Here is a 25,400-nt window from a genome sequence, read left to right on the forward strand (position 1 = left end):
CATGCCTATCGACGAACTCTTCAGTCTGTATCCGCTGGCCTTTGTGTGCACCGCCCTGCTGTTGGGTCTGGTGGTCGGCAGTTTCCTCAACGTACTGGTCTGGCGCCTGCCGAAAATGCTCGAGCGCGATTGGCGCCAGCAGGCGCAGGATGTCCTCGGTCTGCCGAGCGAAACACCACTGCCGACCTACAACCTGATGCTGCCGCACTCCGAATGCCCGCACTGCGGTCACCGGATTCGGGCTTGGGAAAACATTCCGCTGCTCAGCTATCTGCTTCTGCGAGGGTGCTGCTCCGCGTGTGCCGCACCGATCAGCAAACGTTATCCCCTGACCGAACTGGCCTGCGGCCTGCTTTCGGCATTCGTCGCCTGGCATCTGGGTTTCGGCTGGCCGGCCGGCCTGTTGATCGTCCTTACCTGGGGGCTGCTGGCGATGAGCCTGATCGACACCGAACATCAACTGCTGCCCGATGTGCTGGTGTTGCCGTTGTTGTGGCTGGGGCTGATCGTCAACAGTTTCGGGCTGTTCGTCTCGCTGCACGCGGCGTTGTGGGGTGCGGTGGCCGGCTACATGGCGCTGTGGTCGGTGTTCTGGCTGTTCAAGCTGCTGACCGGCAAGGACGGCATCGGCCATGGTGATTTCAAGCTGCTGGCACTGCTCGGGGCCTGGGGCGGCTGGCAGATTTTGCCGCTGACGATCCTGCTGTCGTCGCTGGTGGGGGCGATTGTCGGGGTGATTCTGCTGCGTCTGCGTGAGCAGAAAACCTCGACGCCGATCCCCTTCGGCCCGTATCTGGCAATTGCCGGCTGGATTGCCTTGCTCTGGGGTGGTCAAATAACCGACTTCTATTGGCAGTTTGTCGGTTTGAAATGAATACCCCTGTGGAAAAACCCTGGATTCTCGGCCTGACCGGCGGCATCGGCAGCGGTAAAAGCGCCGCTGCCCAGCACTTCATCGATCTCGGGATCCATGTGGTCGACGCCGATCACGCAGCGCGCTGGGTGGTCGAGCCGGGGCGTCCGGCACTGGCGAAGATTGCCGAACACTTCGGGCCCGGCGTCCTGCAAGCCGATGGCACGCTGGACCGTGCGGCCCTGCGCAAATTGATCTTTGAAGTGCCGGAGGAACGCCGCTGGCTCGAAGCCCTGCTGCATCCATTGATCGCCGAGGAAATCGCTCACCATCTGGCGCTGGCAAAATCGCCTTATGCGATTCTGGTGTCGCCGCTGCTGATCGAATCCGGGCAATACGCGATGACCCAGCGCATCCTGGTGATCGACGCCCCGCAACAACTGCAGATCGAACGCACCTTGCAGCGTGATCAGACCAGCGAACAGCAGGTCAAGGCGATCCTCAAGGCCCAGTCGAGCCGCGAAGACCGCGTGAGCCGTGCCGACGATGTGGTGGTCAACGACCGCGACCTCGCCTGGCTGCACAGCGAAGTCGAGCGCCTGCATCACTTTTACCTGACTTTATCCGGAGGCCAAGCATGAGCCCAATCCCAACCGTTGACTGCCCAACCTGCGGCGCCCCCGTGGAATTCACCCCCGAGAACAAGTTTCGTCCGTTCTGCTCCGATCGCTGCAAGCTGATCGACCTCGGCGCCTGGGCGTCCGAAGAGCACAAGATTCCGGTCGCCCCGGATGCCGAAGACGAAATGTTCTCCGGCGATTTCGACCCGCGTCACTGAACGCGATCAGGGCCGCATGAAGCCGTAGTCCTGATCGTCGTCGAGGTTTTCCGCGAGAAAGCGCAACTCGTCGGCCAGGTCTTCGGCGTTGCGCACCGTCTTGCTCTGCTGCACCACCGCGCTGAGCAAGGCGCGCAAACTCAGGCCCGGATCGAAGCCCACCTCCAGCGCCATGTCCAGACTCTGCCGCGTTTCCTGCCTCGCCCACTCGTAAACACTCATGCCGCTGCTCCTGAAGGAATTTGGCCGAGCATGAAATGCCGTGCGGTAAGCGGATTTGATGTGGATCAAGACTTGGGATCGTCGTCCTTCCAAGGCGCCGAAAGGTAGCGGGTGCGGTTGAAGGTTTCCAGCCACTCGGGGCTGAACACCACCAGCGCGCTGATCACCATGCCGTTGATGAACGCTTCGGGAAAGATCAGCAGCCACAGATAGCCGATGAAATCTTCCAGCCATTCCGGCATGGCAAACAGGCCGTCGTACCAGAGCAGGCCCAGGCTCAGGGTCAGACACAACAACGCCGACAACGCTGCGGCGAAAAAACCGGAACAGAAGATATACACGAACGGATTACGCGGCTGCGCGCGCTCGACGATGATCGCCACACCCTCGGTGATCAGCACTGGCAACAGGATCAGCAACGTCCCGTTGACCCCAACCGCCGCCAGATCCTGACGCCCGAGCAACACCAGACCGAGCTGCGCAATCAGCCCGCCGACAATCGCCAGTGGCCAGTCCAGCAGCAGCGTCACGGCGGTCATGCCGATGAAGTGATAGGAAACCCCGGTGTCGAAATCCCTGCGCACCAGCCACAGCAGAAACAAGGCGAACACCGTGCCGAACAGCAAATGCTGACGACGACTGTCACTAAACAATTCGACCCACGGCGCGCGGACAACCGCCCACAGCAGCACCGGCAGGTAAATCAGCCAGCCGAGTGTCAGGCTTGTCGAGGACAGCAGTTCTGCACCGATCATCTCTCCCTCACTTTTATCAGGAAAACTCCCACATCCCCTGTAGGAACTGCCGCAGGCTGCGATCTTTTGATCTTGCACTTTGACAGTCAAAAGATCGCAGCCTTCGGCAGCTCCTACAAGAGCTCAACGTGCGAGCTGTCAGCATCCGCCGATGCAAAGCTTTCTGCTTGTCGCATTTGAACGCTAAGCTTGGGCCTATGGATGACTCAGATTATTTACGCCTGCTGACCATTGCGGCCGAGCAAGCCAACGCGTTTCTGTCCAATGCCCGCAAATGGGAGCGTGAGCGTTGGGTCTGCCAGCGCCTGCTGCAAGGCTTGAACATCCCTTACCGTGCCGATGAGTTCGCCCCCGCCGGCGAGCCGCCGGACGTGCTGTTTCGCGATGCCAATTTCGAAGTGTTCTTCGTTCTCGATGAAGGTCGCCGGCTCAACGACGAATGGCGCGACGAACTGCAGCGCCGGCGCAGTGCGTTTTCCCTCAGCCAACTGGTGCGCCGTGAAGCCAAGCCACGGCGGATCCCGGCCAATGAGTTCCTGTTGCGACTGGCGCCGACCTTGCGCAAAAAAGCGCACAACTACAAGGAACGCGGTATGGATCTGGGTGAACTGGACATCATTGCCTTCGCCAGCCTCAAGCGCGAGGTGCTTGATCTCAACAGCCACTTTCCACCGCCCACCGAGTACTTGCGTCAGGGCTGGCGCTCGCTGTCGCTGGTCGGCCCGACGTTCGCCCGGGTGCTGTTCGCCCATCCTGATGCGCCGGACTTTCTGCGCAGCAACCTCGGTCGCAGCATCGTCTTCGATGTCGGGATCAGCCTGTGACGCCGCTGCAGCAGTTGATCGCCGACGTGCCGCAAAGCGGCCGCGTGCGCTGGATCGGCGTGCGCCCGGAGTCTCGCGGGCCGATGATCGAGCTTGACGCCGTCGAGGCACGGCTCGAAGCCGGATTGACCGGTGACCACGCCCGCCCCGGCGTGCGCAACGCGCGGCAAGTGACGTTGATTCAGTTCGAACACCTGGCCGTGATCAACGCACTGATGGGCCGACCTGCCGATCAACCCGTGAGGCCTGAAGACCTGCGGCGCAATCTGGTCATCAGCGGTATCAATCTGTTTAGTCTCAAAGGTCGGCGCTTTCGCATCGGTCAGGCAATATTCGAGACCACCGGCTGGTGTCAGCCCTGCGCGCGCCTGCAAAACAACCTTGGCCCCGGCACCTTTCAAGCGGTGCGCGGGCATGGCGGAATAACCGCGCGGGTGTTACAAAGCGGGATCATTCGCCTCGACGACGGTGTTTCGGTCGAACCGGTTCCGGCCAGTGGCTATGCTGCATTCAACCCGGGTTAAAAACCGCTGTAGCTTCCCCACCTTCAGCAACGTCTACCTGACGAGGCCTTTATGACCAGCCGCCTGAACCCCGAAGACCAGAAGCATGTCGAAGAGTACCTGCAGTTGTCCCAACACCGTGTCGAGCGCCGGCCTTTCCGGCCGTGGATGCTCCTGGTGCTGGTGCTGGCAGTGACCATTGGTCTGGGCTTGCTGAGCCGATTAATCAGTTACCTGACGCTATGAGCTGCCTCGCGCTCGCTCGGGTAACCGCACCGATTTCCTTTAAAAACCTTGCGAGTTATCCCTATGTCCCATCGTATTGTTATTGTCGGCGGCGGCGCCGGCGGTCTGGAGCTGGCTACCCGTCTGGGTAAGACTCTGGGCAAGCGCGGCACGGCCAGTGTGATGCTGGTCGACGCGAACCTCACGCACATCTGGAAACCCCTGCTGCACGAAGTGGCTGCCGGATCGCTGAACTCTTCCGAAGACGAACTCAACTATGTTGCCCAGGCGAAATGGAACCACTTCGAGTTCCAGTTGGGGCGCATGAGCGGGCTTGATCGCGCGCAGAAGAAAATCCAGCTGGCGGCCACCTACGACGAAAACGGCGTGGAACTGGTTCCCGCCCGTGAAGTGCAGTACGACACGCTGGTAATCAGCGTCGGCAGCACCACCAACGATTTCGGCACCCAGGGCGCAGCGCAGCACTGCCTGTTCCTCGACACCCGCAAACAAGCCGAACGCTTCCACCAGCAACTGCTCAATCACTATCTGCGCGCTCACGCCGGGCAGACCGATGTGGTAGAACAGATCAGCGTGGCCATCGTCGGGGCCGGCGCCACGGGCGTCGAGCTGGCGGCCGAACTGCACAACGCGGCGCATGAGCTGGCGGCCTATGGTCTGGACCGGATCAAACCGGAAAACATGCACATCACCCTGATCGAAGCCGGGCCACGGGTGCTGCCAGCCCTGCCGGAGCGTATCAGCGGCCCGGTGCACAAGACTCTGGAGAAACTCGGGGTCAACGTGATGACCAACGCTTCGGTCAGCGAAGTGACCGCCGACAGCCTGATCACTGCCGACGGCAACGAGATCAAGGCCAGCCTGAAAGTCTGGGCAGCGGGGATTCGCGCACCGGGTTTCCTCAAGGACATCGACGGTCTGGAAACCAACCGCATCAATCAACTGCAAGTGCTGCCGACCCTGCAGACCACCCGCGACGAAAACATCTTCGCGTTTGGCGACTGCGCCGCCTGCCCGCAACCGGGTTCGGATCGCAACGTGCCGCCCCGTGCACAAGCCGCGCACCAACAGGCATCGCTGCTGGCCAAGTCACTGAAGCTGCGCATCGAGGGCAAAACCCTGCCGGAGTACAAATACACCGATTACGGCTCGCTGATTTCGCTGTCGCGCTTCTCGGCGGTGGGTAACTTGATGGGTAACCTGACCGGCAGCGTGATGCTGGAGGGCTGGCTGGCGCGGATGTTCTACGTGTCGCTGTATCGCATGCACCAGATGGCGCTGTACGGGCCGTTCCGCACGGCGATGCTGATGCTGGGCAGCAAGATCGGCCGCGGCACCGAGCCACGCCTGAAGCTGCATTGATGGCGTAAATCCTTTAGGAGTGAGCCTGCTCGCGATAACGGTGGGTCAGTCAATTCATTCATGACTGACACACTGCTATCGCGAGCAGGCTCACTCCTACAATTGTTTTGCGTAGGGCCTGAGTTTTTCATGGGCAAAAAAAATCCCCGTATCTTTCGATACGAGGATTTTCAATATGGTCGGGGTAAGGGGATTCGAACTCCTGACATCCTGCTCCCAAAGCAGGCGCGCTACCGGACTGCGCTATACCCCGGTTTGAAATTGGCTCCGTGACCAGGACTCGAACCTGGGACCCAATGATTAACAGTCATTTGCTCTACCGACTGAGCTATCACGGAACTACATATTTCAATTTGCAACGGTGAAACTTGAAGCTTCTCGACATCGTTTTCGCATCGCTGCGTTCGTGTGTCTGAGGCGCGCTATTCTACAACCTAGAACACCTCTGTCAACCCCCTAAATTGCTTTCAAGTTAATGATTTGCAACTTATTTCAGTTTTCAACCCAGTGGGTTGAAACGCTGCCGGTGACTGACTGCGGGGCGCACTTTACAAGCCTTTTCCTTAGAGTTCAACAGCCTAACGAAAAAAAGGCCTCGCAAAGCGAGGCCTTCCTTATTTCATTGGCGTTTCGGCTCAGTCGAAAACGATTTCGTCGTTCACCACTTTGCCGGTCGCCGTGTCGCCTGGCAGGAAATGCCCCGACAGGATCAACTGCGCCAACGGGTTTTCGATCCAGCGCTGGATCGCACGTTTGAGTGGACGTGCGCCATAGACCGGGTCGTAACCGACGGCAATCAGCTTGTCCATCGCTTCCGGGCTCAGCTCCAGCTTCAGCTCGCGCTCGGCCAGACGGCTGCGCAGACGGCCCAACTGGATCTCGGTAATGCCCGCGATCTGATCCCGCGCCAATGGCTCGAAGATCACCACTTCGTCGACCCGGTTGATGAACTCCGGACGGAAGTGCGACGTCAGCGCGTCCATCACCGCTGCACGCTGGGCCTCACGGTCACCGACCAGTTCCTGGATCTGCGACGAACCGAGGTTCGAGGTCATGACGATCACGGTATTGCGGAAATCCACCGTACGCCCGTGGCTGTCGGTCAGACGGCCATCCTCCAGCACCTGCAGCAAGATGTTGAACACGTCCGGATGCGCCTTCTCGACCTCGTCCAGCAGGATCACCGAGTAAGGCTTGCGGCGCACCGCTTCGGTCAGGTAACCGCCCTCCTCGTAGCCCACGTAGCCTGGTGGCGCACCGATCAGCCGCGCCACGGAGTGTTTCTCCATGAACTCGGACATGTCGATCCGCACCATCGCCTCTTCCGTATCGAAGAGGAATTCGGCCAGCGCCTTGCACAGCTCGGTTTTACCGACACCGGTCGGGCCGAGGAACATGAACGAGCCGCTTGGACGATTCGGGTCCGCCAGCCCGGCACGCGAGCGCCGTACCGCGTTGGCGACCGCAACCACCGCCTCGTCCTGACCAATCACACGCTGGTGCAACAGGCTTTCCATCTTCATCAGCTTGTCGCGCTCGCCTTCGAGCATTTTCGATACCGGAATACCGGTCCACTTCGAAACGACTTCGGCGATTTCCTCTTCGGTCACCTTGCTGCGCAGCAACTGGTTTTCGCTCGTGCCGTGCTGGTCGACCATCTGCAGGCTGCGTTCCAGATCCGGGATCACCCCGTACTGCAATTCGGCCATGCGGTTGAGATCGCCTTTACGGCGCGCCGCTTCCAGTTCCTGACGCGACTGCTCGATCTTTTGCTGAATCTGCGCCGAACCCTGTACCTCGGCTTTTTCCGAGTTCCAGATTTCTTCCAGATCCGAGTACTCACGCTCGAGGCGGACGATTTCTTCCTGGAGTTTTTCCAGCCGTTTCATCGCCGCTTCATCGCTTTCTTTCTTCAGCGCCTGGGATTCCACCTTCAACTGAATCAGGCGACGTTCCAGACGATCCAGCACTTCCGGCTTGGAGTCGATCTCCATACGGATACGGCTGGCGGCCTCGTCGATCAGGTCGATGGCCTTGTCCGGCAACTGCCGGTCAGTGATGTAGCGATGGCTGAGCTTGGCCGCCGCGATGATCGCACCGTCAGTGATCGCCACTTTATGGTGAACCTCATAACGCTCCTTGAGGCCACGCAGAATGGCGATGGTGTCTTCTTCGCTCGGCTCGTCCACCAAGACTTTCTGGAAACGCCGCTCAAGCGCCGCATCCTTCTCTATATATTGGCGGTACTCGTTGAGCGTGGTTGCGCCGACGCAGTGCAGCTCACCGCGGGCCAACGCCGGTTTGAGCATGTTGCCGGCATCCATCGAACCTTCGCCCTTACCGGCGCCGACCATGGTGTGCAGTTCGTCGATGAACAGAATGATCTGCCCTTCCTGCTTCGACAGCTCGTTGAGCAGCGCTTTGAGGCGTTCTTCGAACTCACCGCGATACTTGGCACCGGCAATCAGTGCGCCCATGTCCAGCGACAACAGACGCTTGCCCTTGAGGCCGTCCGGCACTTCGCCGTTGATGATGCGCTGGGCCAGACCTTCGGCAATCGCGGTTTTACCCACGCCAGGTTCGCCGATCAGCACCGGGTTGTTCTTGGTGCGACGCTGCAGAACCTGAATGGTGCGGCGGATTTCGTCGTCACGGCCGATCACCGGATCGAGCTTGCCGTCTTCGGCACGCTTGGTCAGATCGACGGTGTACTTGTCCAGCGCCTGACGCGACTCTTCGTGGTTGGCGTCATTTACCGCTTCACCGCCGCGCAGGTTGTTGATCGCGTTTTCCAGGGCTTTCTTGCTCACGCCCTGGCCGAGCAGCAACTTGCCGAGCTTGCTGTTCTCGTCCATCGCGGCGAGCAGCACCAGCTCGCTGGAAATGAACTGGTCGCCCTTCTGCTGGGCCAGACGATCGGCCTGATTGAGCAGACGCGCCAGGTCCTGCGACATGTTGACGTCGCCGGTCGGGTTCTGGATTTTCGGTAATTGATCGAGCTCTTTGGTCAGCTCTTTACGCAAGCTGTTAACGTCGAAGCCGACTTGCATCAACAGGGGTTTGATCGAACCACCCTGCTGTTCAAGCATGGCTTGCATCAAATGCGCCGGCTCGATGGCCGGATGATCGTGGCCAACGGCCAGGGATTGGGCGTCGGATAACGCCAACTGTAATTTGCTGGTTAAACGGTCTATACGCATGGGGTCACCTTCCTTTTGAGCAGGCCGGACCTAAAAACCATCCTGAATAAAGAAACCTGCCAGATACCACTGTAGATGCGGTCGATTCTGGGAGATTCAAGCGTCAGCGAGTTGATTCAGGTCAGGCAAGTCTAGCGGGTGAGCCAGACAAGGGAGGCGAAACGGCCAGTGCGCGACGCACGGCGGTAAGAAAAGAAGCGCGGATCGGTCACAGTGCAGAAACCGCCGCCATAAACCGCAGTGACACCGCGTTCAGCCAGACGCAAGCGCGCCAGCAGATAGATGTCGGCCATGAACTTGCCAGCATTGTGGCTGGGGACGAAGGCGGATGCTGCTTCCGGCAATTGATTGACGAAGACTTCGCGTACCTCCGGGCCGACTTCGAAGGCTTTCGGGCCGATGGCCGGGCCGAGCCAGACCAGTACGTCCGCCGCAGCGGTGTCGAGATGATCGAGGGTAGCTTCCAGTACTCCCGCCGCCAAACCGCGCCAACCAGCGTGAGCCGCCGCGACGCGAGTACCGGCACGGTTGCAGAACAATGCCGGCAGGCAATCTGCGGTCATCGCCGTGCAGGCAATCCCGGGAGTCGCCGTCCAACTGGCATCGGCGGTGGCAACCACGCCCGGATCAGCATGGGCCACGGCAATCCCGTGCACTTGCTGCAACCAGGCAGGCTTTATCGAGAAGTGTTCGGTCAGACGCCGACGATTCTCGGCGACTGATTCCGGGCGATCATCGACATGATCACCCAGATTGAGGCTGTCGAACGGCGCCTCGCTGACACCCCCCTCGCGGGTGGTGACACAGGCCCTGACGCTGGCCGGCGCAGGCCAGTCCGGCGTCAGCCAGTTCATCCGACGAAGGCCTCGCGATCCTGCTTGAGCAGGGTCAGCAGCCAGACGAAATCTTCCGGCAGCGGCGATTCCCAGCTCATGCGCTCACCGGTGGTCGGATGATCCAGCTCGAGGAAACGCGCGTGCAGGGCCTGACGCGGGAAGTGCTTGAGGGATTCGACCATGGTCGGGTTCGCGGCCGGCGGAATGCGGAAACGACCGCCGTACGCCGGGTCACCGACCAACGGGAAGTTGATGTGCGACATGTGCACGCGGATCTGGTGGGTCCGGCCGGTTTCCAGCTTCACCCGCACGTGGGTGTGCGAACGGAAACGCTCCAGCACGCGGTAGTGACTGACGGCGGGCTTGCCACCCTCCATCACTGCCATGCGCTGGCGCTGCTGACCATGACGGCCGATCGGGGCGTTGATCTTGCCCCCGGCGGTGACGACACCGATCACGATGCACTCGTAGATCCGGCTGACACTGCGGCTTTGCAGCTGGGCAACGAGCTTGGTCTGCGCCTGAATGGTCTTGGCCACCACCATCAGACCGGTGGTGTCCTTGTCCAGACGATGCACGATCCCGGCACGCGGGACATTGATGATGTCCGGCACGTGGTGCAGCAAGGCGTTGAGCAAGGTGCCATCGGCGTGACCGGCAGCCGGGTGCACCACCAGGCCCGCAGGCTTGTTGATCACCAGGATGTCGTCGTCTTCATAGACGATATCGAGCTCGATGTCCTGGGCGATCCACTCGCCCTGGGCTTCCTGCTCGGCAGTCAGCTCAAGGATGGCACCGCCGTGCACGATGTCGCGCGGGCGGATGACCGCCCCGTCCACAGTCAGGCGACCTTCTTTGATCCAGGCGGAAAGGCGCGAGCGTGAGTGCTCAGCGAAGAGTTGGGCGGCGACTTGATCGAGGCGTTGGCCGCCCAAATCGGACGGCACCTCTGCGCGAAGTTCAATTTTATCGGACATGCTCTGACTGGGCGTCGGCACAGCCTTTGGTTTCGGCTGCGCGCTTGTGGTTAAATACGGCGTCTTTTGCCCCGAGGCTTTTCAACGGGGCGCTCATCATAACAGGACGGCCCCGCCCAAGACAGCGGCCGTCATAGGGACGCAAGCCGCCATGCAAGTGAAACACCTGCTGCTGATCGCCATCCTCGCATTGACCGCTGCTTGCTCATCGAAGGAAGTCGTAGACGAAAACCTCAGCGAAGCCGAGCTGTATCAGCAGGCTCAGACCGACCTGGACAACAACAGCTACACCAGCGCCACAGCCAAGCTGAAGGCCCTGGAGTCGCGTTATCCGTTCGGTCGCTACGCCGATCAGGCGCAGCTGGAGCTGATCTACGCCAACTACAAGAACGCCGAGCCGGAAGCTGCAAAGTCCGCCGCCGAGCGTTTCATTCGTTTGCATCCGCAGCATCCGAACGTGGATTACGCGTACTACTTGAAAGGTCTGACCTCTTTCGACCAGGACGTCGGCCTGCTGGCGCGCTTCCTGCCGCTGGACATGACCAAGCGTGACCCGGGCGCTGCCCGCGACTCGTACAACGAGTTCGCTCAGCTGACCAGCCGCTACCCGAACAGCCGCTACGCGCCGGACGCCAAGCAGCGCATGATCTACCTGCGCAACCTGCTGGCCGCCTACGAAATCCACGTAGCCGACTACTACCTGACCCGTCAGGCCTACGTCGCCGCCGCCAACCGTGGCCGTTATGTAGTGGAAAACTTCCAGGAAACCCCATCGGTCGGCGACGGCCTGGCGGTGATGACCGAGGCTTACCAGCGTCTGCACCTGGACGATCTGGCCGCCACCAGCCTGGAAACCCTGAAGCTCAACTACCCGAATCACCCGAGCCTGAAAGACGGTCAGTTCGTGCCATCGGTCGCCGAAGCCGACAACCGTTCGTTCCTGAGCAAGGCGACGCTGGGTCTGATCGAATCGCGTCCACCGCTGCCGCCGGGAGAAACCCGCGCCAACCAGGACGTGCAGAAGCAATTCCAGGACGCGAAAGACGCGATCCCGAACGAGCTCAAGCCTAAAGACGAAAACGGTGACGTGATTGAAGAAGAACATCACGAAGCCGCAGGCAACAACGATGACCGTTCGTGGTTCAGCTACATGACCTTCGGCGTGTTCGACTGATCACACCGGGCGTCACAAAAAAGGGAGATCTGCGGATCTCCCTTTTTCATTGCCGCGCATTAATAGTCTGTGCGCTTGCCGGCTCCTTGGCTAAACTGCCGAATCATTAGCCGAAAAGCCGCCCATCATGCTCCGTTTACTGTTCTGGATTGTCCTGATTTTTGCTGCGGTATGGCTGTGGCGAAAATTCAAGGCGCCCGCCGCTTCCGCCCAGTCGCCCCGCGAGCAAGACGCCGCGCCGATGGTGCGCTGCGCCCATTGCGGCGTGCACCTGCCGCGCGATCGCGCGCTGAATCTTCAGCAACAGTGGTATTGCAGCCAGGCTCACCTTGAGCAAGGCCCGGGCACCAGTGATCGCTGAGGCCGCCCACGCCGACAGTAAACAGGCGCAGCGCCTGCTGCGTCTCTATCATCTCTACCGTTTGAGCGTCGGCATCACCCTGGTGCTGTTGATCTCCAGCAACATGGACAACCGCCTGCTGACCTCGGCCGACGACGACCTGCTGCGCAGCGGCAGTTGGTTGTATCTGGTGCTGAACATTCTGCTGGTGGTGTTCCTCGAGAACACTCGCCGACCGGCGCAGCTGTTCAGCCTGGCACTGGTCGATGTGCTGTTGCTGTGCGGCCTGTTCTACGCGGCGGGCGGCGTGGCCAGCGCCATCGGCAACCTGCTGATTGTCTCGGTGGCGATCGCCAATACCCTGCTGCGCCGACGCATCGGCCTGCTGATTGCCGCCATCGGCGCCCTCGGCATTGTCGCTTCCAGTTTCCTGCTGGGGTTCAACCAGCCCCTGAGTGCCAATAATTACCTGCAAGCCGGGACCCTCGGCGCCCTGTGTTTTGCCGCATCGCTGCTGGTACAGGGCTTGGTTCGGCGCCTGGAAGTCAGCGAGACCCTCGCCGAACAGCGCGCCAGCGAAGTGGTCGGCCTCGAGGCCCTCAACGCCCTGATTCTGCAGCGCATGCGCACCGGCATCCTGGTGCTCGACGAACAGCGTCGGGTGCAACTGGCCAATCACAGCGCGAAAAATCTGCTGGCGCAGTCGCACCTTGAGGGGCATTTGATTGATGACTACTCGCCGGCACTGGTCGAGCGCCTGCAACTGTGGCTGAGCAACCCGACCCTGCGCCCGCAGAGCCTGAAGATTCCCGGCAACGGTCTGGAACTGCAACCGAACTTCATCGCCCTCGCACAGAGTCCGAACCAGCAAACCCTGGTATTTCTCGAAGACCTTGCGCAAGTCGCCCAGCAAGCCCAGCAACTCAAGCTCGCCGCGCTCGGGCGCCTGACCGCCGGCATCGCCCATGAAATCCGCAACCCATTGGGGGCCATCAGTCACGCCGCGCAGCTATTGGGCGAGTCCGAGGAACTCGATGGCGCCGATCGGCGTCTGACGCAGATTATTCAAGACCACTCCCAGCGCATGAACCGAGTCATCGAAAACGTCCTGCAACTGTCGCGTCGCCAGCAGAGTGCTCCGCAACGCCTGGATCTCAAGCCTTGGCTGGAACACTTTGTTGCCGAGAGCCGCGAACAGGCGAACGAACGCCAGTCGATTCATTTGCGGATCAATTCCGGGGACTTCATCACGCTGATGGACCCCGACCAGCTCACGCAGATTCTCGACAATCTATTACGCAATGGCTGGCGACACAGCGCCCTGCTGCATGAGCAGGCCGAAGTCTGGCTGGCGCTGTTCATCGACGCCGACAGTCAGCTGGCGGTGCTCGAAGTACAGGACAACGGCCCCGGTGTGCCGCCCGATCAGCAGGCGCATCTGTTCGAACCGTTCTTCACCACCAGCAGCCAGGGCACCGGCCTTGGGCTTTATCTGTCCCGTGAGCTGTGCGAAAGCAACCAGGCGCGCCTAGACTTCAAACCACGCCAAGGCGGCGGCTGCTTTCGCATCACCTTTGCTCACGGACGGAAACAAAGTTGAACACGAGCCCACGGCAAAAAATCCTCATCGTCGACGACGAGCCGGATATCCGCGAACTCCTGGAAATCACCCTGGGACGGATGAAACTCGACACCTTCAGCGCGCGCAATCTCGGCGAAGCCCAGTCGTTGTTGCAGCGCAATGCGTTTGATCTGTGCCTGACCGACATGCGCCTGCCTGACGGCACGGGGCTGGACCTGGTGCAGCACATCCAGCAACGTTATCCACAACTGCCGGTAGCGATGATCACCGCGTATGGCAGCCTGGAAACCGCGATCAATGCGCTGAAGGCCGGGGCCTTCGACTTCCTCACTAAACCGGTTGATCTCACGCGCCTGCGCGAACTGGTCAGCACCGCATTGCGCATGCCGGCGGCGGGTGGCGCTGTATCGTCGATAGATCGGCGCCTGCTTGGCGACTCGCAGCCCATGCGCGAGCTGCGCAAACAGATCGACAAACTGGCGCGCAGTCAGGCCCCGGTCTACATCAGCGGCGAATCGGGCAGCGGCAAAGAACTGGTCGCGCGGCTGATCCACGAACAGGGGCCGCGCGCCAGCAAGCCGTTTGTGCCGGTCAATTGCGGGGCGATTCCGTCGGAGCTGATGGAAAGCGAGTTTTTCGGCCATCGCAAGGGCAGCTTCACTGGCGCGGTCGAGGATAAACCCGGACTGTTCCAGGCCGCGCACGGCGGTACCCTGTTTCTCGACGAGGTGGCGGACCTGCCGCTGTCGATGCAGGTGAAATTGCTGCGAGCAATTCAAGAGAAAGCCGTGCGCAGCGTCGGCGGCCAACAGGAAGCGGTGGTCGATGTGCGCATTCTTTGCGCCACCCACAAGGATCTCGACGCCGAGGTCGCCGCCGGACGCTTTCGCCAGGATCTGTATTACCGCTTGAACGTGATCGAACTGCGCGTGCCATCCCTGCGCGAACGGCGCGATGACATCGAAGTGCTGGCTGCGCAGATGCTCCAGCGCCTGGCGGCAGGCAGCGGCCGCGCGGCGGCTCGTCTGCATCCGCAGGCGCTTGAGGCGCTGAAGAGTTACCGCTTTCCGGGGAATGTGCGGGAGCTGGAAAACGTCCTCGAACGGGCGCACACGTTGTGTGAAAACCAGTTGATCGAGGCGGCGGACTTACGTCTCAGCGAAGGTAATTGCGCGGTCGAGGGCGGTATTGCCGACCTGACGCAAATCGACAACCTTGAGGACTATCTGGAGAACGTCGAGCGCAAGCTGATTTTGCAGGCGCTGGAGGAAACGCGCTGGAATCGTACAGCGGCGGCGCAGCGCTTGAGCCTTTCGTTTCGGTCGATGCGTTATCGGCTGAAGAAACTCGGGCTGGATTGAGTCTTTAAAGGATCGCAGCCTGCGGCAGCTCCTACATTGGAATGCGATTCCTGTAGGAGCTGCCGCAGGCTGCGATCTTTGGCTTTTGCCTTAAATACGACCTTCAGGCGCATACGGCGCCGGATCAATAATCGGCGCCCGCCCCAGCATCACATCGACAAACAGCTGACACGACGCCGGCGCCAGCACCAGGCCATTGCGGTAATGCCCGCAGTTCAGCCACAAACCCTCAAACCCCGGCACCCGGCCGATATACGGAATGCCCTCCGGCGAGCCCGGACGCAAACCGGCCCAATGCCCCACCACTTCAGCCTCCGCCAGCGCCGGCAGCAGCTCGACCGCCGAAGCCTTGAGGCTCGCCAGCGCAACCTCGGTCGGGGTCTTGTCGAAGCCTTCATGCTCCAGCGTACTGCCGATCAGGATGTGCCCGTCGCGACGCGGAATCGCATAACGCCCCTTGGCCAGCACCATGCTCGGCAGGAAATCCGCTGCACACTTGTAGAGAATCATCTGGCCCTTGACCGGCTCGACCGGCAGCGTCAGGTCCAGCGTCTTGAGCAGATCACCGCTCCATGCCCCGGCCGTCAGCACCACTTGATCGCCGCTGATCAGGCCTTTCGACGTTTCGACGCCAACCACCCGCTCGCCTTCGCGCACAAACCCGCGAACTTCGCATTGCTCGTGAAGGGTCACGTTCGGCAGCGCCAGCAAAGCGGCTTTCAGCGATTTGACCAGACGCGGGTTACGCACGTTGGCTACGTCAGCCATGTAGATCGCCCGGGAGAACCCGCCGCCCAGCACCGGCACCGCATCGTGCGCCGCCGAGATATCCACAGCCCGCAGCGGACGGTTTTCCCGCTCGGCCCAGGCCAGCGCTTCGGCTTCATCCTCCAGATCCAGCCAATACAGGCCGGTGGTGTGCACCTCGGGATCAACCCCGGTATCGGCAAACAGCCGCTCGCCCAGCTGTGGATAAAAATCCTGCGACCAATGCGCCAGCGCGGTGACTGCCGGGCTGTAGCGCCACGGGAACAGCGGCGAAACGATACCGCCGCCGGCCCAGGACGATTCCTGGCCGACGTTCGAGCGATCCAGCAGCACCACGCTGCGCACTTCGGAGGCGAGGTTGTAGGCGGTCAGCAGGCCAATCACCCCGCCACCGACAATCACCACTTGCTGTTGCCTGGTCATGTTTGATCCAACCGTAAAAAAGACAGTGGGCGCAAAAAGACGCCCTGAAGAAGGTACCTCAGCGGCCCCAGCAATCCTTGGTGGTCAGCCCGGTGGTAGCGTTGTTCATGCTGCGAACCCCCGTATTGGTCAGGGTGAAGTCCCCGCACTTGTCGGTGGCCATGGCAGTGCCAGCCTTGCGGGTGGCGGTCAGCAGGAAGGTCTGGTCAGCGATCGTCGGGGTGATGGTGTAGAAATCATTGCCCGTGCTCAGACCGGTGATGCCGGTGTAGACGTTGTTTTTGGTATAGAAACGCTCGAGGCTCTGCGCCTGCTCCGAGAGCAGCGACACCACTTCGGCACGCCGGCCCTTTTTCAGGTACTCGGTGTAGCTCGGTGCGGCGATGGTGATGATGATCCCGATGATCGCAATCACGATCATGATTTCGATCAGGGTGAAGCCTTGGTTGACTCTGCGCATGCCTCAAACTCTCAATTACTGTATTTGTCGCCACATGATACGACGGCTGCCGCCGCCGGATTTTTCCACCAGTGTGGTCACGGTGCCACTGGAATCGTTGACGATCTTGCGCGTCGCGCCATTGACGATGGCGTTAAGGGTCGGAATCCCGCCGGTGAACACCACGCCGCTGGAAATCGTATCGTTACTGTCGACCACGCCATCGGCGTTGGTGTCGAGCACTGCGTAGTTGAGCATCTTACCGCTGAACGCATCGAGTTCGACCAGTTTGCCGGTGCCAAAACTGGCACACGGGTCGGTGGTGTCGACACTGGCAGTGGTAAACACGATGCGCCCGAGCACCAGACTGGCCTGATTGATCACCCGCTCGCCGGTCAGCACGTTGTTGTACACCAACGGCAGATACCAGCCCTTCTCCCCCGGATAGGTCGTGTCGTTCTGGCTGGTGGTGATGAACTGCCCGGTGCTGCCGGAGAACACTCCGGTCACCGCCTGCGCCTGCAGGTTGCTGACGGTCAACTGGCCGGAACCGCCGTCGGCGTCCCACACCGAGTAGAACGCCTGCAAATCCTTGTTGGTCTTGTCGGCGGTTTCGTTGAATTTGCCGGTGCCGACAAAGATCTGTTTGCCTCCCAGCGAATTGTCCGCCAGCAACGGCTGCGCGGTGATCGGCTGGGTCGCCCCGCCCGCCGTGGTAAACAGTGGTTTGCCGGAAAACGCCACACCCCAGCTGTCGGTTGACGTCGCGCTCAGATCGAATTTCCACAAACGCCCTTTCAAGTCACCGCCGTAAGCGGCCTGCACCACGTTCGACGAATTGACCTTGAGCTTCACCGACGACAGGCCATTGGTGGTTTCGGTGCTGTCGATCACGATCTTCTTGATCAACGAACCGTCACGCACATCCAGCACATACAACGCCGCCACCCCGGAGTTGCTGCCATAACCATTGGCAATGAATGCCGCCCAGCGACCATCGGCCAAGCGTGCCACTTCCGGCCGCGCATAGGCGTAACCCAGATCATTAAAGGCGTTGGCAGTGTTCGCCGTGGCAGGTGCACTGACTTCCCACAGGGCATTGAGCACATTGCCCGCGGACGCGTCGAACAGTTGCAGCGCGTAGAACGTCTTGCCGCCAGCACCGGTGCCGCCGATGGCCACGGTTTTCCAGGCACTGTTGAACTGAAGGTCGTAAACCCCGACCTGACCGTCCACCAGAAACTTGTGGCTGACGCCATTGATGTACGCCGGATCGGCAATCAGCCGCAACGACGGCAACACGCTGGACGGCATGTAGGCATAGCGCCGGGTGCCGTTTGCCGAGTTGATCACGTTGACGAAACCGTCGTTGGCATTCACCACCAGATTCGAATTCATGTTCGCCGCTTTGGTGGTCAGGTACGTGGTGTAGGTGGTGTCACCCGAGAGGTCGGAGGCGGTTTTGTCGCTGGGCGAGGCCAGCACCAGCGGCGAGTTGATGATGTCGCCGAGCAATACGCTTCGCACCTTGAGCCCGGTCTTGTTGGTGCCCTTGCTCCACTCCACCAGATCGTTGCCGCTGATGCCGGTGGGCAGGCTCTGGCTGAGCGTGGTCTGCTGGGCCGCGGAAAAGTTGCCGTAAGCCAGGGTGACGGCGGCGTTACTGCTGGTGTTCCACGATTGATAAGTCGGTGCGGTCGCGCCCGGCACGATCGTGGTATCGGTGGTCCACAACGCTGCGGAGGTATTTACCGCGCCGGCCGAAGTGAAACCAAAGGACTTGATCGTGCCGCGCCAGTCCTTGGGGTCGTAGCTGGTCTGGAAATAACTGGTGCCACTGGCCAGCGTGGTACCGCTAGTGACCCCGCTACCGCCGGAACCGGCCTTGGAGGTGATGTCGCTCAACGCCGAGGACAGCGCGGCATTTAGGCCCGTGCTATCGGTCGCCTGGTAATACTTGCCTTGCCCGTAAGCGGCGGCGTCCGAGAGCATGTCGTTGTCGGCAGTAAAACCGACGGTGTAGGTGTTCATGTTCTGTTTGGGAAAATCCGCCAAGCCCCAACTCTTGCCCGCGAGATCGGTGCCTGTCGAACGCATGTCGATGTCGAAGGCGAACTTGGCGATGTCATCCAGATACAGCGTGTCACCCTCGTTGTCGCCATTGAGGTTGTTGCCATCATTATTGATGCCGTCCCAGTTCGGCAGACGACTGCCACCCAACGGATCGTTGGTCGGGAAGGTGCGATCGTAGGTCGGCAAACCGTCAGTGATCACCACGCCGTAGTTCTTCTGGCAACGGTACTGGATCGGGCTGGTGTAGGTCGTCGGCGTGCTGTTGTAGTACGGCGTCATGCCGCGCATGTAGCGGGTGATTTCGTAATAGGTTTCCGCCAACGGCGTGTTGGCCACGGCGCCCAGGGCGTTGATCGAAGAAATCAGCGCGTTGTAGTTAGTGTCGGCTTGCGCCTGGGTCACGCTGCCGGAGACCGGTGACAGGTCGCTGATGGCGCGGGCGATGTAACCGCCGTTGCCGGGGTTGTTGCTGGTGACCGGATTGAAGGTCGACAGGCCCATGCGCAAGGTACGGTTGCTGGTAACCAGCGCGGTGGATACGTTGCGCGCCACGTTGATCCGGTAGTCGTTGGGGATGGATCCGGTGGTGAAGTCGCGGTTGCTGCCGTTCGCCAGCCCCACCAGATAGGCGATGTAGTCCCCGGTGTAGCGCGTGTTGCCTCCGCCGACCGGGTCCGGCAATTTCAGGCACTGCGGCACCAGACTGTTGTTGTAGAACGCAAAGGCACCGCCGGAGCAACCGGCAGTCGGCAGGTTTGACAGAAACACCGGATCGCCGGTGATCGCCGTCGAACTCAGGCACAGTCCGAGCAGCGCATTACATTGCCGGGCCGGGGTGCGCGTGACCGTCGGATCGAAGCCCGCCGCGTAAATGATGCTGTTCATGCTGCCGGAATCGTCGATCAGCAGCATCACGTTGGGCGGCACCGCAGCCGCGCTCAGCAGTGGCGAATCGGACGGCGTGAACGCATACGCCGGCGCTGCCAGATACAAACCCAGCAGCATCCCCGTCAACAGCGTCCAGTAGCGCTCAATACTTCGCATAGACACTCTCCACCACACTGCGCGAAGTACCAGCAATGCCGACAGCGGTCACTCGATACAGGGTCGCCGAGGTGTTGCTCGGCACGTTGACTGCGGTCAGGGTGGTGCCGATGTTCTGCACCCCATAAAAGCCGTTGCCGGCGGCGATCCACGTGACTCCGGAAGTCGAATTGAGCCCCGCCGCACTGACCACCGAAGACTCTGCCGGCGGCGCACATTGTGTAGTGCTGGCACACACCGCCAGTGAATAACTGTCGAGCTGCACCGCACTCTCGCCGCTACGCAACGCCGCCTCGGCGGCCTGGAACGACTGATTGCGCAGGCTGACGCTGCCGGCCATTTTTTCCTGCAGGTTGGCGCTCTGCATCGAGGACAGCCCGATCAAGGTCAGCAGCAACAGAAACACCAGACTGACCAGCAACACCATGCCGCGCTGAGTTTTCCGCTGGGCGAAAGTCATCCTCATCGGCCCGGCCCTCATTGCAAGCGGTTGCGCAAAGCGGCAACCACGTTGAAGGTTTGATTGGCCACCCGGTTGTTCGGGTCGGTGAGGGTCAGGCTCAGGCGCACACTGCGGATGCGCGCCGGATCGCTGGGGTTGGCGCTGTAGGAGGACGCCGCGACATCGGTAGCGGACGTCGCCAGGCCAAACATCACGGTGAACGCGCTGACGTTGTTCACCAACACCTGTTGGGTCGGCGTGCCGCTGCCGGTGCCCATGAGGATCTGGTTGTTGCTGAAGCTGTAGATCAAGCGGCGGATCGGAAAGGCGATCTGCCCGCTCGCCGCAGCGCGCAATCCGGTGTAAGCCGTGGCGCTGTTGCGACAATCGGAAACCACCGTCCAGGTCGGTGTGCCGCCATTGCCGCCGACGTCGGCGGTAACCAGTGTCAGCTTGAGGTTGCTGTTGTCCCAACTGATCGGGGTGATCTGCGCCGCGTTGAAATCCCCTGCCGAGCTCGCATCAGTAATCGTGCCCAGACAGCCGAACATGCCGACCATGCGCAGCTCCTGAATCATCTTGCTCAGGACGAAGCGCGCATCTTCCTGCATCGCTGCGGCGGTGTTCTGGCTGACGTAAGTGTTTTTCGCGGCGAGGAACGTCTGCACTACGCCCAGCACGATGATCAGGCCCAGTGCCAGAGCGATGAGCATTTCGATCAGGCCGAAACCACGGTTGGCGTGCTTCATGGTGTGGCCACCGGATCGACCGTGGCACGACTGCTCAGAACAAAACTGCGCGTGGTGCCGGTGGCATTCGCCGCCCGTGAGTCATTCCAGTTGATGGTGATGGTGTACACCCGCTGATTGAGGGTGATCGTGCCGGTGGCGGTCGGTCCGCCAAAATTGACGATGTTGGTGGTGAAATCGTAGAGATCCTGATCGCGGGCGACACTGAGATTGCCCGAAGTCGGCGGCGTGACGGTGTAATCGGCAGCGGCATTGGCGCGGATGCGGTCCATCATGTCGTAGGCGATGAAGCTGGCCTGACTGGTCATTCGCGAGCTGTCGGTATATTTCAGCGCATTCACTTGAACGGCTGCCGCGCCCAATATGCCAACGGTCAGAATCAACAACGCGACCAGCACTTCGATCAGCGACATGCCCTTCTGTGCCTGTGTGCTCCCTGCCCTCATCCGCAACTTCCACCCGATTGAATTCGTCCGTTCAGACACACGTTCAGCGTCCTGCTTTGCGTTCCCAGCACGTAACTGATGACCACCGCCGTCGACGGCGCCGCCAGACCACCCAGATTATTGAAATCCAGTGCAGTCACTCCTGAGGGTAGCGTCAGAGTGGCACCGCTGCTCATCGCTGGAACAACCCGCAATACATTCGCCGGAGTGCCAGTACTGTCGTAAACCGACAGTTCGCCGGTCCACACGCTGCCGCCGGCGCTCGGGCGCAAGCGTGTGGTCACGCCACGATCAATCGCCTCCAGCCGCGCATAGTTGATGGCGCGCTGCAGGTCGCCCATTTCGGTGTCGGCCTTGCTGCTCTGGATCGAGCGGGTGAACCCCGGCACCGCCAGGGTGATGAGGATCACCATCACCGCGACCGCAGCCAACAATTCGGGCAGCGTGAAACCTTTTGTACGATGATCCATCGATGCCCTCCGTTGCCGTCGGCTATACCTGCTTCTACAAACTAGAACATTCAACCGGCCTGCGTCGGTTGATTTGCCCTGCCCGGCGAAAAGGATCGCGCCGGGCTTCATGCTCCACGGAGGGAATCGTCATGCCGCAACAGGGTTTCAGCCTGATCGAATTGCTTATGGGACTGGCGATTGGCGCAATTGTTCTGTCGCTGATCAGCCCGGCATTCGCCGCCTTCACCGAGTCGACTCAGCGCGACCAGGCGGCGCGGTCATTGCTTGAGGGCATTCGCAACGCCCGTACCCTGGCCATCACGCGCAATCAGAGTGTGGTGATCCATGCCATCAACGGCGACTGGAGTCAGGGCTGGCGAATCATTCTGGATATCAGCGGCAAGGGGCCGCAGGACAGCAGCAATCCACTGCTGGTGGAACAGGCGAGTGATGGGCGGACACCGATCGTCGGCAATTGGGCGGTCAGTCGTTACGTGCGCTTCAGCAGTCTGGGACAACCACTGATGCCCGGGCGGGCGTTTCAGGCAGGGACGTTACATGTCTGCTCGGCACGCGAACCGGTCAGCCAGCGCCAGGTGGTGCTGGCGGCGACCGGTCGGGTACGCCTGACCAGCGCGAAGGCTGAGCAGGCGCTGTGCCTGAAGAAGAGCGTCAGATCGAGCGCACGCGCAGCTCTTTCGGCATCGAGAACGTGATGTTCTCTTCGCGGCCGGCCAGCTCATCGGCACCGGTCGCGCCCCAGGCTTGCAACTGCTGGATCACGCCCCGCACCAATACCTCCGGCGCGGAAGCACCGGCGGTGATGCCAATGCGCTCGACACCGTCGAACCAGCTCTTCTGCAGGTCTTCGGCGCCGTCGATCAGGTAGGCCGGCGTGGCCATGCGTTCAGCCAGTTCACGCAGACGGTTGGAGTTGGAGCTGTTCGGGCTGCCCACCACCAATACCACGTCGCATTCGTCGGCCAGTTGCTTGACCGCGTCCTGACGGTTCTGCGTGGCGTAGCAGATGTCGTCCTTGCGCGGGCCACCGATGGCCGGGAAACGTGTGCGCAGGGCATCGATCACGCGACTGGTGTCGTCCATCGACAGGGTGGTCTGGGTCACGAACGCCAGTTTTTCCGGGTTCCGCACTTGCAGTTCGGCCACGTCTTTTTCGTCTTCGACGAGGTAGATCGCGCCGCCATTGCTGGCATCGTACTGGCCCATGGTGCCTTCGACTTCCGGGTGACCGGCGTGGCCGATCAGGATGCACTCACGGCCGTCGCGGCTGTATTTGGCGACTTCGATGTGCACCTTGGTGACCAGCGGGCAAGTGGCGTCGAACACTTTCAGGCCACGGCCGGCGGCTTCGCTGCGTACGGCTTGAGAAACGCCGTGAGCACTGAAGATCACGATGACGTCGTCCGGCACCTGATCCAGCTCCTCGACGAAGATCGCGCCACGGCTGCGCAGGTCTTCGACCACGAACTTGTTGTGCACCACTTCATGACGCACGTAGATCGGCGGCCCGAAGACTTCCAGGGCGCGGTTGACGATTTCGATCGCCCGGTCCACGCCGGCGCAGAAGCCACGGGGGTTGGCGAGTTTGATTTGCATGCTGTGCCTCGTGTCTTGCGCGCAAGAAATAGCGAAAACGGTTGAAAACATTGTGGGAGCGAGCCTGTTGTGGCGAGGGGATTTATCCCCGATCGATTGCGAAGCAATCGTCAAAACAGTCAACGCTTTCCGGTTCTGAATCGCGGTGATCAGATTTGGGGGCGCTTCGCACCCCATCGGGGATAAATCCCCTCACCACAAAAGCCCGCTCCCACAGTGGTTTTGCAGTGTTATTCAGATCGCTTTGACGTTGATGATCTCGACATCAAAGGTCAGCGTCTTGCCGGCCAGCGGGTGGTTGAAGTCGATGGTCACTTGCGCGTCATCGAACTCTTTCACCACACCCGGCAGCTCAGTATTGGCCGCATCATTGAAGATCACCAGCAAACCTGGCGACAACTCCATGTCGACGAACTGCGAACGCGGGATGATCTGGACGTTTTGCGGGTTCGGCTGGCCGAAGGCGTTTTCCGGTTCGACGGTCAGCGTACGCTTGTCGCCGGCCTTGAAGCCGAACAATGCCGCTTCGAAACCCGGCAGCAGGTTGCCGTCGCCGACCTTGAAGGTCGCCGGAGCCTTGTCGAACGTGCTGTCGACCGTGTCGCCGTTCTCCAGGCGCAATGCAAAGTGCAAAGTGACTTCCGTGTTCTGGCCGATGCGTTGCTCAGCCAATACCTGTTCAGTCATGAACGGCTTCTCCGGTTTTCTTACTTTTGAACATGTCCAATGCCAGCATCACCGCACCGACGGTGATGGCGCTGTCGGCGAAGTTGAACGCCGGGAAGTACCAGCGGTTTTGCCAGTGCACCAGAATGAAGTCGATCACATGGCCCAGGGCAATGCGGTCATACAGATTGCCCAGCGCGCCGCCCAGCACCAGCGCCAAAGCGACAGCCAGCCAGGTATCGTTGCGGCCCAGACGCTTGAGCCAGACCACCAGCACCGCACTGACCACGATCGCGATCAGCGCGAACAGCCAGCGCTGCCAGCCGGAGCTGTCAGCCAGGAAGCTGAACGCCGCACCGGTGTTGTAGGCCAGGGTCCAGCTGAAGTAATCAGGAATGATCACGATCTGCTGGAACATTTCGAGCTTGCCTTCGAAGTAGAACTTGCTGGCCTGGTCAATGACCAGAACCAGCAAACTCAACCAGAGCCAGCTCAACCGTCCGAAACGGCCAACGGCGTTAGGCATAGTGACGAACCTCGCCGGCGCCGCTGATGTTGTCGACGCAACGACCGCAGATTTCCGGATGCTCCGGGTTTACGCCGACGTCTTCGCGGCAATGCCAGCAACGCGCGCATTTCGGGAAGGCCGATTTGACGATCTTCAGTTTCAGGCCGCTGACTTCGGTGGCTACCGCGTCCGCAGGGGCCTGAACAAAAGGCGCCACGCTGGCAGTCGAGGTGATCAGGACAAAGCGCAGCTCATTGCTCAGCTTGGCCAGGTCGGCGCTCAGCGCCTCTTCGGCGAACAGCGTCACTTCGGCTTGCAGGTTGCCACCGACGGCTTTGGCCGCACGCTGGATTTCCATCTCTTTGTTGACCGCCACCTTCACTTCCATGATGCGATCCCAGTAGGCGCGACCCAGCTCGAAGCCTTCCGGCAGCTCGGTCAGGCCTTCGTACCAGGTGTTGAGCATCACCGACTCGTTGCGCTCGCCCGGCAGGTACTGCCACAGCTCGTCAGCGGTGAACGCGAGGATCGGCGCGATCCAGCGCACCAGCGCTTCGGAGATGTGGAACAGCGCGGTCTGGCACGAGCGACGGGCCTTGCTGTCGGCGCCGGTGGTGTACTGGCGATCCTTGATGATGTCGAGATAGAAACCACCCAGCTCCTGCACGCAGAAGTTGTGTATCTTCGAGTAAACGTTCCA

28 protein-coding genes and 2 tRNA genes are annotated in these 25,400 nt (G+C 60.8%); 12 read left to right on the forward strand and 18 right to left on the reverse strand.

Annotation, left to right across the window (positions count from 1 at the left end; translation table 11 throughout):
• Window position 1 precedes the first annotated feature (1 nt).
• Genes ACIP8I_RS22105 through yacG form a run of 3 tightly spaced genes read left to right on the forward strand, consistent with a single transcriptional unit; the run spans window position 2 to window position 1,691 of the window.
• Complete coding sequence (locus tag ACIP8I_RS22105) at window positions 2-874, forward strand: prepilin peptidase (protein WP_400763949.1); 873 nt, start codon at window positions 2-4, stop codon at window positions 872-874.
• Complete coding sequence (gene coaE / locus ACIP8I_RS22110) at window positions 871-1,494, forward strand: dephospho-CoA kinase (RefSeq protein ID WP_400763952.1); 624 nt, start codon at window positions 871-873, stop codon at window positions 1,492-1,494. Before ACIP8I_RS22105 ends, coaE begins: the two co-directional genes overlap by 4 nt.
• Window positions 1,491-1,691, forward strand: a complete 201-nt coding sequence (gene yacG, locus ACIP8I_RS22115) for a DNA gyrase inhibitor YacG (RefSeq protein WP_007963861.1) — start codon at window positions 1,491-1,493, stop codon at window positions 1,689-1,691. Before coaE ends, yacG begins: the two co-directional genes overlap by 4 nt.
• A 6-nt stretch (window positions 1,692-1,697) precedes the next feature.
• Here yacG and ACIP8I_RS22120 read toward each other — a convergent pair whose 3' ends face one another.
• Window positions 1,698-1,913: a hypothetical protein gene (locus ACIP8I_RS22120; protein ID WP_003228298.1), complete on the reverse strand. Its 216-nt coding sequence runs from the start codon at window positions 1,911-1,913 to the stop codon at window positions 1,698-1,700.
• A gap of 65 nt (window positions 1,914-1,978) precedes the next feature.
• On the reverse strand, window positions 1,979-2,668 hold the full coding sequence (locus ACIP8I_RS22125; protein ID WP_400763955.1) for an energy-coupling factor ABC transporter permease: 690 nt from the start codon (window positions 2,666-2,668) through the stop codon (window positions 1,979-1,981).
• 197 nt (window positions 2,669-2,865) lie between these two features.
• Between ACIP8I_RS22125 and ACIP8I_RS22130 the strand changes: the two genes are divergently transcribed.
• From ACIP8I_RS22130 to ACIP8I_RS22145, 4 genes are all read left to right on the forward strand, one after another.
• Window positions 2,866-3,492 carry a DUF1780 domain-containing protein gene (locus ACIP8I_RS22130; RefSeq protein WP_003228301.1) on the forward strand — a complete coding sequence of 209 codons (627 nt, stop codon included), beginning with the start codon at window positions 2,866-2,868 and terminating at the stop codon, window positions 3,490-3,492.
• Window positions 3,489-4,016, forward strand: a complete 528-nt coding sequence (locus tag ACIP8I_RS22135; RefSeq protein ID WP_007963858.1) for an MOSC domain-containing protein — start codon at window positions 3,489-3,491, stop codon at window positions 4,014-4,016. Before ACIP8I_RS22130 ends, ACIP8I_RS22135 begins: the two co-directional genes overlap by 4 nt.
• A 51-nt stretch (window positions 4,017-4,067) precedes the next feature.
• The gene (locus ACIP8I_RS22140) at window positions 4,068-4,241 is read left to right on the forward strand and encodes a DUF3094 family protein (protein ID WP_003228304.1); all 174 of its coding nucleotides are present in this window, start codon (window positions 4,068-4,070) and stop codon (window positions 4,239-4,241) included.
• Window positions 4,242-4,304: 63 nt separating this feature from the next.
• Window positions 4,305-5,603, forward strand: coding sequence for an NAD(P)/FAD-dependent oxidoreductase (locus tag ACIP8I_RS22145; protein WP_007963857.1), 1,299 nt, complete (start codon window positions 4,305-4,307; stop codon window positions 5,601-5,603).
• Between the two features lie 176 nt (window positions 5,604-5,779).
• On the opposite strand, the gene ACIP8I_RS22150 is transcribed toward ACIP8I_RS22145, so the two are convergent.
• The 5 genes from ACIP8I_RS22150 to rluD form a co-directional block, all read right to left on the reverse strand.
• Window positions 5,780-5,856 (reverse strand) — tRNA-Pro (locus ACIP8I_RS22150).
• A 9-nt stretch (window positions 5,857-5,865) separates the two neighbouring features.
• Window positions 5,866-5,941 (reverse strand) — tRNA-Asn (locus ACIP8I_RS22155).
• A 297-nt stretch (window positions 5,942-6,238) separates the two neighbouring features.
• A complete protein-coding gene (gene clpB / locus ACIP8I_RS22160; RefSeq protein WP_400763958.1) occupies window positions 6,239-8,803 on the reverse strand; it encodes an ATP-dependent chaperone ClpB in 2,565 nt (854 codons plus the stop codon).
• Window positions 8,804-8,934: 131 nt separating this feature from the next.
• A complete protein-coding gene (pgeF, locus tag ACIP8I_RS22165) occupies window positions 8,935-9,657 on the reverse strand; it encodes a peptidoglycan editing factor PgeF (RefSeq protein WP_400763960.1) in 723 nt (240 codons plus the stop codon).
• Complete coding sequence (gene rluD, locus ACIP8I_RS22170) at window positions 9,654-10,616, reverse strand: 23S rRNA pseudouridine(1911/1915/1917) synthase RluD (RefSeq protein WP_007963852.1); 963 nt, start codon at window positions 10,614-10,616, stop codon at window positions 9,654-9,656. The genes pgeF and rluD overlap by 4 nt, the downstream gene beginning before the upstream one ends.
• Before the next feature lie 151 nt (window positions 10,617-10,767).
• Between rluD and ACIP8I_RS22175 the strand changes: the two genes are divergently transcribed.
• From ACIP8I_RS22175 to ACIP8I_RS22190, 4 genes are all read left to right on the forward strand, one after another.
• The gene (locus tag ACIP8I_RS22175; RefSeq protein WP_007963851.1) at window positions 10,768-11,790 is read left to right on the forward strand and encodes an outer membrane protein assembly factor BamD; all 1,023 of its coding nucleotides are present in this window, start codon (window positions 10,768-10,770) and stop codon (window positions 11,788-11,790) included.
• 127 nt (window positions 11,791-11,917) lie between these two features.
• Window positions 11,918-12,151, forward strand: a complete 234-nt coding sequence (locus tag ACIP8I_RS22180) for a PP0621 family protein (RefSeq protein ID WP_007963850.1) — start codon at window positions 11,918-11,920, stop codon at window positions 12,149-12,151.
• Window positions 12,141-13,730, forward strand: a complete 1,590-nt coding sequence (locus ACIP8I_RS22185) for a sensor histidine kinase (protein ID WP_400763963.1) — start codon at window positions 12,141-12,143, stop codon at window positions 13,728-13,730. The genes ACIP8I_RS22180 and ACIP8I_RS22185 overlap by 11 nt, the downstream gene beginning before the upstream one ends.
• Window positions 13,727-15,073, forward strand: coding sequence for a sigma-54-dependent transcriptional regulator (locus ACIP8I_RS22190; protein WP_400763965.1), 1,347 nt, complete (start codon window positions 13,727-13,729; stop codon window positions 15,071-15,073). Before ACIP8I_RS22185 ends, ACIP8I_RS22190 begins: the two co-directional genes overlap by 4 nt.
• A 90-nt stretch (window positions 15,074-15,163) precedes the next feature.
• On the opposite strand, the gene thiO is transcribed toward ACIP8I_RS22190, so the two are convergent.
• From thiO to ACIP8I_RS22225, 7 genes are read right to left on the reverse strand one after another with little or no spacing between them, the layout of a single operon-like run.
• A complete protein-coding gene (thiO, locus tag ACIP8I_RS22195; protein WP_400763967.1) occupies window positions 15,164-16,264 on the reverse strand; it encodes a glycine oxidase ThiO in 1,101 nt (366 codons plus the stop codon).
• Window positions 16,265-16,322: 58 nt separating this feature from the next.
• Complete coding sequence (locus ACIP8I_RS22200) at window positions 16,323-16,724, reverse strand: type IV pilin protein (RefSeq protein ID WP_007963842.1); 402 nt, start codon at window positions 16,722-16,724, stop codon at window positions 16,323-16,325.
• Window positions 16,725-16,739: 15 nt separating this feature from the next.
• On the reverse strand, window positions 16,740-19,820 hold the full coding sequence (locus ACIP8I_RS22205; protein ID WP_400763970.1) for a pilus assembly protein: 3,081 nt from the start codon (window positions 19,818-19,820) through the stop codon (window positions 16,740-16,742).
• A complete protein-coding gene (locus tag ACIP8I_RS22210; RefSeq protein ID WP_400763972.1) occupies window positions 19,807-20,286 on the reverse strand; it encodes a PilX N-terminal domain-containing pilus assembly protein in 480 nt (159 codons plus the stop codon). Before ACIP8I_RS22210 ends, ACIP8I_RS22205 begins: the two co-directional genes overlap by 14 nt.
• A gap of 11 nt (window positions 20,287-20,297) precedes the next feature.
• Entirely contained in the window at window positions 20,298-21,011 is a 714-nt protein-coding gene (locus tag ACIP8I_RS22215) for a PilW family protein (protein ID WP_400763974.1), read from the reverse strand.
• Window positions 21,008-21,457 (reverse strand): type IV pilus modification protein PilV, encoded by a 450-nt coding sequence (gene pilV / locus ACIP8I_RS22220; protein WP_400763976.1) that lies wholly within the window; start codon window positions 21,455-21,457, stop codon window positions 21,008-21,010. Before pilV ends, ACIP8I_RS22215 begins: the two co-directional genes overlap by 4 nt.
• The gene (locus tag ACIP8I_RS22225; RefSeq protein ID WP_007963832.1) at window positions 21,454-21,927 is read right to left on the reverse strand and encodes a GspH/FimT family pseudopilin; all 474 of its coding nucleotides are present in this window, start codon (window positions 21,925-21,927) and stop codon (window positions 21,454-21,456) included. Before ACIP8I_RS22225 ends, pilV begins: the two co-directional genes overlap by 4 nt.
• Window positions 21,928-22,058: 131 nt before the next feature.
• On the opposite strand from ACIP8I_RS22225, the gene ACIP8I_RS22230 reads away from it, so the two are divergent.
• Window positions 22,059-22,625: a GspH/FimT family pseudopilin gene (locus tag ACIP8I_RS22230; protein ID WP_400763978.1), complete on the forward strand. Its 567-nt coding sequence runs from the start codon at window positions 22,059-22,061 to the stop codon at window positions 22,623-22,625.
• On the opposite strand, the gene ispH is transcribed toward ACIP8I_RS22230, so the two are convergent.
• The 4 genes from ispH to ACIP8I_RS22250 all read right to left on the reverse strand — a co-directional run.
• Window positions 22,582-23,526 carry a 4-hydroxy-3-methylbut-2-enyl diphosphate reductase gene (gene ispH / locus ACIP8I_RS22235; RefSeq protein ID WP_007963828.1) on the reverse strand — a complete coding sequence of 315 codons (945 nt, stop codon included), beginning with the start codon at window positions 23,524-23,526 and terminating at the stop codon, window positions 22,582-22,584. The genes ACIP8I_RS22230 and ispH overlap by 44 nt on opposite strands.
• 234 nt (window positions 23,527-23,760) lie before the next feature.
• On the reverse strand, window positions 23,761-24,198 hold the full coding sequence (gene fkpB / locus ACIP8I_RS22240) for an FKBP-type peptidyl-prolyl cis-trans isomerase (RefSeq protein ID WP_177325639.1): 438 nt from the start codon (window positions 24,196-24,198) through the stop codon (window positions 23,761-23,763).
• Between the two features lie 7 nt (window positions 24,199-24,205).
• On the reverse strand, window positions 24,206-24,718 hold the full coding sequence (gene lspA / locus ACIP8I_RS22245; protein ID WP_007963824.1) for a signal peptidase II: 513 nt from the start codon (window positions 24,716-24,718) through the stop codon (window positions 24,206-24,208).
• Window positions 24,711-25,400, reverse strand: a 690-nt coding sequence (locus tag ACIP8I_RS22250; protein WP_400763982.1) for a class I tRNA ligase family protein, incomplete at its 5' end; no start/stop codon positions are given. The genes lspA and ACIP8I_RS22250, both read right to left, overlap by 8 nt.

Origin of the sequence: Pseudomonas sp. NPDC088414 (assembly GCF_044753325.1) — a bacterium.
GTDB lineage: Bacteria > Pseudomonadota > Gammaproteobacteria > Pseudomonadales > Pseudomonadaceae > Aquipseudomonas.